Consider the following 12,393-nt stretch of genomic DNA (forward strand, 5'->3'; position numbering starts at 1 on the left):
TGCAGTTAGAGTTGTTTTACCGTGGTCAACGTGGCCGATTGTACCTACGTTTACGTGCGGTTTTACGCGTTCAAACTTTTCTTTTGCCATTTTAAAAATTCCTATAAAGAAATTAAAGTCCGACCCGTAGATCGGACCGAACTCAAATTACTTAACAGCGCGAGCTGCAATAATAGATTCTGCGACGTTTTTAGCTGCTTCTGCGTACTTGAGGAATTCCATCGAGTACGAGGCGCGACCTTGGGTTGCAGAACGTAAATCAGTTGCATAACCGAACATTTCTGAAAGCGGAACCTCGGCGTTGATTTGTTTCAAGCCGCCTGGTGCCTCTTCCATACCATCGATCATACCGCGACGACGGTTTAGGTCGCCTACAACATCACCCATGTTTGCTTCTGGAGTGATCACTTCAACCTTCATGATTGGCTCTAACAATACCGGGCTTGCTTCAAGCGCACCCTTACGCATTGCCATCGCACCAGCGATCTTAAAGGCCATTTCGTTCGAGTCGACATCGTGGAATGAACCATCGTACAGCGTCGCTTTTACGCCCAGAAGCGGATAACCAGCAAGAACACCTTGCTCCATCTGCTCGTGGAGACCTTTTTCTACCGCAGGAATGTATTCCTTCGGTACCGTACCACCGACGATTTCGTTAACGAACTCGAACGTTGGTGCTTCTTCATCGCTGAAATCAAGTGGCTCAAGTTTGACCCAAACGTGACCATACTGACCACGACCACCCGATTGACGTACAAACTTACCCTCAACCTCAACGGTTGAACGAATCGCTTCACGATAGGCAACCTGTGGCTTACCAACGTTACATTCAACTTTGAACTCACGTTTCATACGGTCGACAATGATATCGAGGTGAAGTTCACCCATGCCAGAGATAATTGTCTGGCCCGATTCTTCGTCGGTCTGTACGCGGAAAGACGGGTCTTCTGCAGCTAGTTTACCTAGTGCCATACCCATTTTTTCCTGGTCTGCCTTGGTTTTTGGCTCTACCGCAACAGAGATTACCGGCTCTGGGAATTCCATACGCTCAAGCGTAATGACTGAATCCGCATCACACAGGGTATCACCTGTTGTTACGTCTTTGAGACCAATCGCGGCGGCGATATCACCGGCACGAACTTCTTTGATCTCTTCACGTGAGTTTGAGTGCATCTGAACGATACGACCGAAGCGCTCACGCTTTGATTTAACTGGGTTATAAACCGTGTCACCCTGGCCCACTGTGCCCGAGTAAACACGGAAAAAGGTTAGCGTACCAACAAAGGGGTCGGTGGCAATCTTAAACGCCAGGGCCGCAAATGGGGCACTGTCGTCTGCCGGGCGCGTGTCTTCGGTTTCACCGTCTTCTAACACACCCTGGATTGCTTTGACTTCGGTTGGTGAAGGCATGTATTCAACCACGGCATCAAGCACAGCTTGAACACCCTTGTTCTTGAATGCACTACCACAGCTCATTAGCACAATTTCGTTGGCTAAGGTGCGGGCGCGCAGGCCTTCTTTGATCTCAGCTTCGCTGAGGTCGCCTTCCTCTAAATATTTGTCCATTAGTTCTTCAGACGCTTCCGCAGCCGCTTCGATAAGTTGCGAGCGGTATTCTTCGGCTTCGTCTAGAAGTTCTGCCGGGATCTCCTCATAGCTGAAAGTCATGCCCTGGTCCGCTTCGTTCCAGTTGATAGCTTTCATCTTGATAAGATCGATTACACCTTTAAAGTCTTCTTCAGCGCCGATAGGCAACTGAATGGGAACAGGAGTAGCACCCAGGCGGGTTTTCACCTGATCTACAACCGACAAAAAGTCGGCGCCGATACGGTCCATCTTGTTTACGAAGATCATTCGCGGAACTTCGTATTTGTTGGCCTGACGCCAGACTGTTTCTGTCTGTGGCTGTACACCTGATGAGGCACAAAGCACGACCACGGCACCATCAAGCACTCGTAATGAACGTTCTACTTCAATGGTGAAGTCAACGTGTCCAGGAGTGTCGATGATATTAATGCGGTGATCGTCAAATTGCGCGTCCATCCCCTTCCAGAAACAAGTAGTCGCAGCAGACGTGATAGTGATACCACGCTCCTGCTCTTGCTCCATCCAGTCCATAGTTGCGGCACCATCATGCACCTCACCGATTTTGTGAGACAGGCCCGTGTAGAAAAGTACACGTTCCGTGGTGGTGGTTTTCCCCGCATCTACGTGAGCACAAATACCGATATTGCGGTAGCGCTCAATTGGAGTTGTACGTGCCATATTATCCTCTTAAAGGTTAAGGACAGATTACCAACGGTAATGAGCGAATGCTTTGTTCGCTTCAGCCATACGGTGAACGTCTTCACGTTTCTTAACCGCAGTGCCTTTGTTTTCAGCAGCGTCAACGATCTCTTGAGCCAAACGAAGGCCCATAGATTTTTCGCCACGCTTACGTGCAGCGTCAACTAACCCACGCATACCTAGTGCGTTGCGACGAACTGGACGTACTTCAACTGGTACTTGGTACGTTGAACCACCAACACGGCGAGATTTAACCTCAACCTGTGGGCGAACGTTCTCAAGTGCAGCTTCAAAGATTTCAAGGTGCGACTTGCCTGATTTCTCAGCAGCCACGTCTAGCGCACCATATACGATTTTTTCAGCAGTAGATTTTTTGCCGTCAAGCATTACTACGTTGACGAACTTTGCAAGTAATTCTGATCCGAACTTAGGATCTGGAAGAATTTTACGTTGACCTATAACGCGTCTTCTTGGCATTTTGAATCTCCGGTATCTTCAGGTCTGTCTTTTGGACAGATTCCCAAAACTAATATTTATAAAAACTTAAGTGCTTGGCCTTACTAACGGAGAACCATTAGCCCTTAGGGCGTTTTGCACCGTACTTAGAACGACCTTGACGACGGTCGTTAACGCCTGCACAGTCAAGTGCACCGCGAACAGTGTGGAAACGTACACCTGGTAAGTCTTTAACACGACCACCACGGATAAGGATTACACTGTGCTCTTGAAGGTTGTGACCTTCACCACCGATGTATGATGTTACTTCGAAACCGTTCGTTAGACGAACACGGGCTACTTTACGTAGAGCCGAGTTAGGTTTCTTAGGAGTAGTAGTATATACACGCGTACATACACCACGCTTTTGTGGACATGCCTTTAGCGCGGCTGAGTTACTTTTAGTAACCTTGCTGCGACGTGGCTTGCGCACTAGCTGGTTAATAGTTGCCATTAAATAGCTCCTGAAAAATTAAAGTTACTACTGAAAAAATTAAAAAATCCGCCCAATTTATCCGCAACATTGACTGTAGCGAGTAAAAGGGTGGCGGAATTTTAATGAGCAAAGTTTAGCCTGTCAACCAAAACAATGCCTAGAGCGGCATTCTACCACTCTAGGCATGACTTAATTATGAAATTAAGTTTATTCCTGGTCGCCAGACAAATCTGCGTTTAGCGCGTCAGTTAGGGCTTGAGTTGCCTCTTCTGCACTAACCGTTGGCTCAAGCAGATCCTCTGCATTTTGCTTACGACGGCTTGCACGATCTTGGTGATACGCAAAGCCGGTACCGGCTGGGATCAAGCGACCCACGATTACGTTCTCTTTCAGACCACGAAGCTCATCGCTCTTACCATTTACAGCGGCTTCGGTTAGGACACGCGTGGTCTCCTGGAACGAGGCTGCTGAAATGAATGATTCTGTAGCAAGTGATGCCTTGGTAATACCCATCAGCTGAATTTCGAATTTCGCTGGGATCTTACCTTGGGCTTCCAGGTCACGGTTAGCAATGTTTACACGTGCTACTTCAACCTGCTCACCGGCTAGGAATTCACTGTCACCACCGTCAATGATTAGACACTTACGTAGCATCTGACGGATTACCGTTTCGATGTGCTTATCGTTAATCTTTACACCTTGCAGACGGTAAACGTCTTGCACTTCGTTAACGATATAGTTAGCAACATCGGTTACGCCACGTAGACGAAGGATGTCATGTGGAGATTCTGGACCATCGGCGATAACTTCACCTTTAGATACAATCTCACCTTCGAACACGTTAAGCTGACGCCACTTAGGAATCATTTCTTCGTATGCATCACCCTCTTCAGGCGTGATCACAAGACGTTTCTTACCTTTGGTCTCTTTACCGAAGCTCACCATACCTGAGATTTCAGCAAGGATTGCTGGATCTTTCGGCTTACGGGCTTCGAATAGGTCCGCTACGCGCGGTAGACCACCGGTGATGTCACGAGTCTTCGAACCTTCTTGCGGAATACGCGCCAGTACGTCACCAGGGTTTGATGTCGCGCCATCGCTCACCTCGATTGTGGTGAATGACGGTAGGCGGATTTCCTGCAGGCCACGCTCTTCATTTTCAATGATTAGCTTAGGCTCTTTGGCATTCACTTTCGCAAGGTCTTTAACAACCACACGGGTTAGGCCAGTAAGCTCGTCGGTCTGCGTTTCGGTGTTCGAATCGTCGATGTCGCTGAACGACACTTTTGACTCGTGCTCGATAATAATTGGGTGACTGTGCGGGTCCCACATAGCAACTATGTCGTTACCTTTCACTTCGGCACCGTCTTGTACAGTTAGTACTGCACCGTAAGGTACTTTATAACGCTCTTTCTCACGACCATGCTCATCGATGATGGTGATTTCAGTTGAACGTGAAGTGATTACAATCTTGCCTTCGGTGTTCAATACGAATTTCGCATTGTGCAACTTCAGACGACCATTGTTCTTAACTTGTACGCTGTTCTCTGCTGACGCTCGAGATGCCGCACCACCGATGTGGAAGGTACGCATCGTAAGCTGTGTACCCGGCTCACCGATTGACTGTGCCGCGATAACACCGACCGCTTCACCCGCATTGATGATGTGGCCACGTGCAAGGTCACGACCGTAACAGTTAGAACATACGCCGAAGTCGTTATCACAGGTGATAACTGAACGTACGCGTACTTCGTCCACCGAGTGCTCTTCTAGAAGGTCACACAGCTTCTCATCCAGCATCACGTTACGCTCAACAAGAACCGTGTCAGTGCCAGGGATAACCACGTCTTCAGCTACTACACGACCTAGTACACGCTCGCGTAGCGGCTCTACTACGTCACCACCTTCGATAAGCGGCTTCATAGTTAGACCATCTTCGGTGCCACAGTCTACTTCGTTGATTACCAAGTCTTGCGCTACGTCTACTAGACGACGCGTTAGGTAACCCGAGTTCGCTGTCTTCAATGCGGTATCGGCAAGACCTTTACGCGCACCGTGCGTCGAGATGAAGTACTGAAGTACGTTTAGACCTTCACGGAAGTTCGCTGTGATTGGCGTCTCGATGATTGAACCATCCGGACGTGCCATCAGACCACGCATACCCGCTAGCTGACGAATCTGAGCCGCGCTACCACGCGCGCCCGAGTCGGCCATCATAAACACTGAGTTGAATGAGTCTTGCTCTTCTTCTTGACCGTCAGCGTTGATAACTGTGTCTTTCGATAGGTTAGCCATCATTTCGCGTGAAAGGTTTTCGTTCACACGTGACCAGATATCGATAACTTTGTTGTATTTCTCACCCGCGGTTACAAGACCTGACTGGAACTGCTGGTTGATTTCAGCAACTTCTTCCTCGGCCGCTTCGATGATCTCAGCTTTAACCGGTGGGATTTCCATGTCATTGATACCGATAGACACACCCGACTTCATCGCGTAGTGGAAACCGGTATACATTACTTGGTCAGCAAAGATAACAGTGTCTTTCAGACCTAGTAGACGGTAACACTCGTTTAGCATGCCAGAGATTTGTTTCTTACCAAGTGGGCGGTTAATAAGCTCGAATGGTAAGCCTTTTGGCATGATCAATGAGAAGATTGCACGGCCCACTGTTGTATCAACAATGCCGGTTACTTCGCTTGAAGTACCGTCTTCGGCAATCACAGTTTGCGTCATACGTACTTTAACGCGTGCATGTAGTTGCGCTACGCCGGTACGGTATGCTTTTTCAGCTTCTTTCGCGTCTTTAAATACCAGGCCTTCACCTTTGGCATTGATGCGATCACGGGTCATGTAGTACAGACCCAATACAACGTCCTGTGAAGGTACGATGATTGGCTCACCGTTCGCAGGCGAAAGAATGTTGTTCGTTGACATCATCAACGCACGCGCTTCTAGCTGCGCTTCCAGCGTTAATGGTACGTGAACCGCCATTTGGTCACCGTCGAAGTCGGCGTTATATGCCGCACACACCAATGGGTGTAGGTGAATCGCTTTACCTTCGATTAGGACCGGCTCAAATGCCTGGATACCCAAACGGTGAAGTGTCGGTGCACGGTTAAGTAGCACTGGGTGTTCACGAATTACTTCGTCTAGTACGTCCCAAACCTCTGGTACTTCGCGCTCAACCATCTTCTTCGCAGCTTTGATGGTGGTCGCCATACCGCGGCGCTCTAGTTTGCCGTAGATGAATGGCTTGAATAGCTCAAGGGCCATTTTCTTAGGAAGACCACACTGGTGTAGTTTCAGTGTAGGACCTACGGTGATTACAGAACGGCCTGAGTAGTCAACACGCTTACCTAGAAGGTTTTGACGGAAACGACCTTGCTTACCTTTGATCATGTCTGCAAGCGACTTAAGAGGACGCTTGTTAGAACCGGTGATCGCACGGCCACGACGACCATTATCAAGTAGCGCATCAACCGCTTCTTGAAGCATACGCTTTTCGTTGCGTACGATGATGTCAGGTGCCGCTAGGTCTAGAAGACGCTTCAAACGGTTGTTACGGTTGATTACACGACGGTATAGGTCGTTCAGATCTGAGGTCGCAAAACGACCGCCGTCTAGTGGTACTAGAGGACGTAGATCTGGTGGAAGAACCGGAAGAACCGTCATGATCATCCACTCTGGGTTGTTACCAGACTGGTGGAATGCTTCCATCAACTTCAAGCGCTTAGTGATTTTCTTACGCTTAGTTTCAGAGTTGATAGTCGGTAGCTCTTCACGCATTTCTGCGATCAACTGACCCAGGTCTAGTTCACGTAGCAGATCAAGTACGGCTTCCGCACCCATCTTGGCTTCGAACTCGTCGCCGTGCTCTTCAAGCGCATCCAGATACTCTTCTTCACCTAGCAGCTGGCCACGCTCAAGCGTAGTCATGCCCGGCTCGGTCACAACGAATGATTCAAAGTACAGTACGCGCTCGATGTCACGTAGCGTCATATCAAGCATTAAGCCGATACGAGACGGTAGTGATTTCAAGAACCAGATGTGTGCAACTGGGCTTGCTAGCTCGATGTGACCCATGCGGTCACGACGTACTTTAGTGAGCGTTACTTCAACGCCACACTTTTCACAAATAACACCACGGTGTTTTAAGCGCTTGTATTTACCACACAAACACTCATAGTCTTTCACTGGGCCGAAGATACGGGCACAGAATAAGCCGTCACGCTCAGGCTTGAAAGTACGGTAGTTAATGGTCTCAGGTTTCTTTACTTCACCGAATGACCATGAACGCACCATGTCTGGCGAAGCAAGACCAATGCGAATTGCGTCGAATTCTTCGGTCTTATTTTGTTGCTTCAGAAACTTAAGTAAGTCTTTCACCTTAGCTCTCCTGTCGGAGGTTAATCTCGAGGGCGGCAAACCGCCCATTCATTCTTTTTGCAGGTAGTGGGCGCACTATGCGCCCAACCGGCTTATTCTTCTTCAAGCTCGATGTTGATACCGAGTGAACGGATTTCTTTCAACAATACGTTGAATGATTCCGGCATACCTGGCTCCATCTTGTGGTTGCCATCAACGATGTTCTTATACATCTTGGTACGACCGTTCACGTCATCCGACTTCACCGTCAACATCTCTTGTAGCGTGTAGGCTGCGCCGTACGCTTCAAGTGCCCATACTTCCATCTCACCGAAGCGCTGACCACCGAACTGAGCTTTACCACCCAGAGGCTGCTGCGTTACTAGGCTGTAAGAACCAGTTGAACGGGCGTGCATCTTGTCATCAACAAGGTGGTTCAGTTTCAGCATGTACATGTAACCCACGGTTACTTGACGCTCAAACTGGTCACCGGTACGACCATCATACAGGGTTACCTGACCGCTTGATGGGTAGCCACCTAGCTCTAGCATCTCTTTGATTTCGCTTTCTTTGGCGCCATCGAATGCTGGAGTTGCGATTGGTAGACCGCCTTTAAGGTTCTCTGCAAGACGACGTATTTCGTCATCTGAGAAGCTGTCGATGTCTACTTTCTGACGACACTCGCCTAGCTCGTATGCTTTCTTGATGAATTCGCGCAATTCGTGAAGCTCACGCTGCTCTTTCATCATTTCTTCGATACGCTCACCGATACCACGTGCCGCTAGGCCCATGTGGGTTTCAAGGATCTGACCGATGTTCATACGCGATGGTACACCCAGTGGGTTCAACACGATATCTACGGTACGGCCCTTGTCATCGTAAGGCATGTCTTCTACTGGTACGATTGTCGAGATAACACCCTTGTTACCGTGACGACCCGCCATCTTATCACCTGGCTGGATGCGACGTTTAACCGCTAGGTAAACCTTCACAATCTTCAATACGCCCGGCGCTAAGTCATCACCTTGAGTGATCTTACGACGCTTGGTTTCAAATTTCTTATCGTACTCGGTCTTAAGCTCTTCGTACTGAGCAGCAAGTTGCTCAAGTTCCGCTTGCTTATCTTCTGCGGCCAGACTTTGCGTTAGGATCTTATCCGCAGAAAGACCGACTAGCTTGGCTGCATCTACACCTGAATCGGTAAGAAGCTTGCGTGCACGGCTCAATACACCTTCTTCAAGGATCTTGAACTCTTCGTTGAAGTCTTTCTTCGCTTCACGCAGCTGCATTTCTTCGATTTCAAGCGCACGCTTGTCTTTTTCTACACCGTCACGGGTGAAGACCTGTACGTCGATAACCGTACCCGATACCGAGTTAGGTACGCGTAGTGAGCTGTCTTTAACGTCAGACGCTTTTTCACCGAAGATCGCACGCAGTAGCTTCTCTTCAGGAGTTAGCTGGGTTTCGCCTTTCGGAGTTACTTTACCTACTAGGATGTCACCGCCTTTCACTTCCGCACCGATGTAAACAACGCCAGACTCGTCCAGCTTGCCTAGTGCAGATTCACCCACGTTCGGGATATCGGCTGTGATTTCTTCTGGCCCAAGCTTAGTATCACGAGCAATACACTGAAGCTCTTGGATGTGGATAGTCGTTAGACGATCTTCTTTTACAACGTTCTCTGAAAGTAGGATTGAATCCTCGAAGTTGTAACCATTCCAAGGCATGAATGCCACGCGTAAGTTTTGACCAAGCGCCAGGTCACCTAGGTCTGTTGAAGGACCGTCGGCAAGTACGTCACCACGTACGATTGGCTCGCCAATCATCACGGTTGGCTTCTGGTTGATACAGGTATTCTGGTTAGAACGGGTGTACTTAGTCAGGTTGTAGATGTCGATACCCGCTTCGCCAGGTACGCGCTCATCTTCGTTTACGTTGATAACGATACGGCTCGCATCAGCGTAATCAACCACACCACCACGCTTAGCAACGATGGTTACACCTGAGTCTTTCGCAAGTGTAAGTTCGATACCCGTACCTACTAGCGGCTTGTCGGCGCGCAGTGTAGGAACAGCCTGACGTTGCATGTTCGATCCCATCAATGCACGGTTCGCATCATCGTGCTCTAGGAATGGGATAAGGGCAGCAGCAACCGAGATGACCTGTTGTGGCGAAACGTCCATGTACTGGATTTCTTCGCGCGGCATCAAGGTTGATTCGCCTTTGTGACGACATGTAACCAGTTCTTCAATGAATTCATTGTTATCGTTCAAGTCAACGTTTGCCTGGGCAATAACGAATTGACCTTCTTCAATAGCAGATAGGTAATCAACATCGTCGGTTACCGCACCGTCTACCACTTTACGGTAAGGTGTTTCTAGGAAACCGAAGTCATTGGTACGTGCGTACGTAGACAATGAGTTGATTAGACCGATGTTTGGACCTTCAGGCGTTTCGATTGGACATACGCGACCGTAGTGCGTTACGTGTACGTCACGTACTTCGAAGCCTGCACGCTCACGAGTTAGACCACCCGGGCCTAACGCAGAAATACGACGCTTGTGCGTTACTTCTGAAAGCGGGTTGTTCTGGTCCATGAACTGAGAAAGCTGTGATGAACCGAAGAACTCTTTCACCGCTGCCGAGATAGGCTTAGCGTTGATCAGGTCTTGTGGCATGATGGCATCAAGATCGCCAAGGCTTAAGCGCTCACGTACTGCACGCTCAACACGTACTAGACCAACACGGAATTGGTTCTCGGCCATTTCGCCCACTGAACGGATACGACGGTTACCTAGGTGGTCGATATCATCCACATCGCCTTTACCGTTACGGATGTCGATCAACACCTTCATTACAGACACGATGTCTTCTTTAGAAAGTGTACCTGGACCTTCGTCTGAATCGTAACCAACACGGCTGTTGAACTTCATACGACCTACGGTTGATAGATCATAGCGCTCTTCACTGAAGAATAGGTTTTCAAATAATGCTTCAGCCGCTTCTTTCGTTGGTGGCTCACCAGGGCGCATCATGCGGTAGATTTCCACAAGCGCTTCTAGGCGGTTTGACGTTGAGTCAATACGTACCGTGTCAGACATGTACGCACCGCTGTCTACATCATTGATGTACAGCGTGGCGATCTTGGTGTGACCCGCTTTAACAAGCTCAGCCATTAGCTCAAGAGATAGCTCGTCATTGGCGTTGGCGATCACTTCACCAGTTGACTCGTCGAAATAGTTCTTAGCAAGTACGCGACCAATGATGTACTCGTGTGGTACTTCTAGTTGATCGATGCCTTTTTTCTCAAGCGTTTTAATGTGACGTGCTGTTACACGACGACCTTGCTCAACCACGACTTCACCGTCATCGCTCTTAATTTCAAAAGCGGCGGTTTCACCACGTAGACGCGAAGGTACAAGTTCCATTAGAACTTTGCCATCGGTCACTTCAAACGTAGTGGTTTCGAAGAAGATGTTTAGGATTTCTTCGGTTGAGAAATCAAGGGCACGCAGAATGATCGACGCAGGAAGTTTACGACGACGGTCAATACGTACATACAGGTTATCTTTAGCATCGAATTCAAAGTCGAGCCAAGAACCACGGTAAGGGATAACGCGAGCGTTATATAGCACTTTGCCCGACGAGTGGGTTTTACCACGGTCGTTATCAAAGAATACACCAGGTGAACGGTGTAGCTGAGAAACAATAACACGCTCAGTACCATTGATTACAAAGGTACCAGTGTCGGTCATGAGCGGAATCTCGCCCATGTAAACTTCTTGCTCTTTGATGTCTTTAACAGTGCCCGGTGCTTCTTTGTCCATAAGCACTAGACGAAGTTTCACGCGAAGTGGAGCAGAATATGTCACGCCGCGAATTTGACATTCTTTAACGTCGAATACTGGCTCACCAATACGATAACTTACGTATTGAAGCTCAGAATTGCCCGAGTAGCTTTTAATCGGGAAAACGGAACGGAAAGCAGCTTCCAAACCGAAATCACCGTCAGCGTCCGGCGTTAAGAATTTTTTAAACGATTCTAGCTGCATCTGCAGTAAGAAAGGCACATCCAAAACCTGTGGACGTTTACCAAAATCCTTACGGATACGTTTCTTTTCAGAATAAGAGTAAGCCATGGGGTTCCTCAGCTTGCTGATCTTTGACCCTACCTGTTCTTGTAAGAACAGGACTTCATTGACGAAATGCCAATTTCTACAACATTTAGAGTTGCGTCCAAATGTCACTGCTATTGCCAATAATGAGTCTAACTAATTGATAATAATAGTGAAATTTGGTTATAGAAAGCGCGATAGCGAATTTTCTCTCTATAGCGCAAAAGGGCCGGTGATTAAATAATCACCAGCCCTTGCCTGATTTCTCAGGCAGCGAACCTAGCGTATGCTAGATTACTTGATCTCAACTTCAGCACCAGCTTCTTCAAGATCTTTCTTAAGTGCTTCAGCTTCTTCCTTAGATACACCTTCTTTGATAGGTGCAGGAGCTGATTCAACAAGAGCTTTAGCTTCTTTAAGGCCAAGACCTGTTGCGCCACGTACCGCTTTGATAGCAGCAACTTTGTTAGCGCCAGCGCCAGCTAGGATTACGTCGAACTCAGTCTTCTCTTCAGCAGCTTCAGCAGGACCAGCAGCAACAACAGCAGCAGCTGCAGTTACGCCGAATTTTTCTTCCATTGCTTCAACTAGTTCAACAACTTCCATTACTGACATTTCAGCAATAGCGTCAAGGATTTGGTCTTTAGTTACAGACATTGTAAATTTCCTAATATTCTCGAACCCTGAGGTTCATTA

The 12,393-nt window shown here is 48.3% G+C and carries 7 protein-coding genes; all 7 read right to left on the reverse strand.

Features of this window, described 5'->3' with window-relative positions:
• Positions 1 to 90 (reverse strand): GTP-binding protein (locus tag C2M29_RS08320; protein ID WP_233997923.1); only part of this gene is annotated, 90 nt, incomplete at its 3' end.
• 57 nt (positions 91 to 147) lie between these two features.
• Positions 148 to 2,265 (reverse strand): elongation factor G, encoded by a 2,118-nt coding sequence (gene fusA / locus C2M29_RS08325; protein ID WP_105189349.1) that lies wholly within the window; start codon positions 2,263 to 2,265, stop codon positions 148 to 150.
• Positions 2,266 to 2,292: 27 nt separating this feature from the next.
• The gene (gene rpsG / locus C2M29_RS08330) at positions 2,293 to 2,763 is read right to left on the reverse strand and encodes a 30S ribosomal protein S7 (RefSeq protein ID WP_105189350.1); all 471 of its coding nucleotides are present in this window, start codon (positions 2,761 to 2,763) and stop codon (positions 2,293 to 2,295) included.
• Between the two features lie 97 nt (positions 2,764 to 2,860).
• Complete coding sequence (gene rpsL / locus C2M29_RS08335; RefSeq protein WP_105189351.1) at positions 2,861 to 3,235, reverse strand: 30S ribosomal protein S12; 375 nt, start codon at positions 3,233 to 3,235, stop codon at positions 2,861 to 2,863.
• A gap of 189 nt (positions 3,236 to 3,424) precedes the next feature.
• Positions 3,425 to 7,603: a DNA-directed RNA polymerase subunit beta' gene (gene rpoC / locus C2M29_RS08340; protein ID WP_105189352.1), complete on the reverse strand. Its 4,179-nt coding sequence runs from the start codon at positions 7,601 to 7,603 to the stop codon at positions 3,425 to 3,427.
• A 92-nt stretch (positions 7,604 to 7,695) separates the two neighbouring features.
• Positions 7,696 to 11,721: a DNA-directed RNA polymerase subunit beta gene (gene rpoB / locus C2M29_RS08345; RefSeq protein WP_105189353.1), complete on the reverse strand. Its 4,026-nt coding sequence runs from the start codon at positions 11,719 to 11,721 to the stop codon at positions 7,696 to 7,698.
• A 270-nt stretch (positions 11,722 to 11,991) separates the two neighbouring features.
• Positions 11,992 to 12,354: a 50S ribosomal protein L7/L12 gene (rplL, locus tag C2M29_RS08350; protein ID WP_105189354.1), complete on the reverse strand. Its 363-nt coding sequence runs from the start codon at positions 12,352 to 12,354 to the stop codon at positions 11,992 to 11,994.
• Between the last annotated feature and the right edge of the window lie 39 nt (positions 12,355 to 12,393).

Source organism: Pseudoalteromonas sp. T1lg48, from assembly GCF_002964785.1.
GTDB lineage: Bacteria > Pseudomonadota > Gammaproteobacteria > Enterobacterales > Alteromonadaceae > Pseudoalteromonas.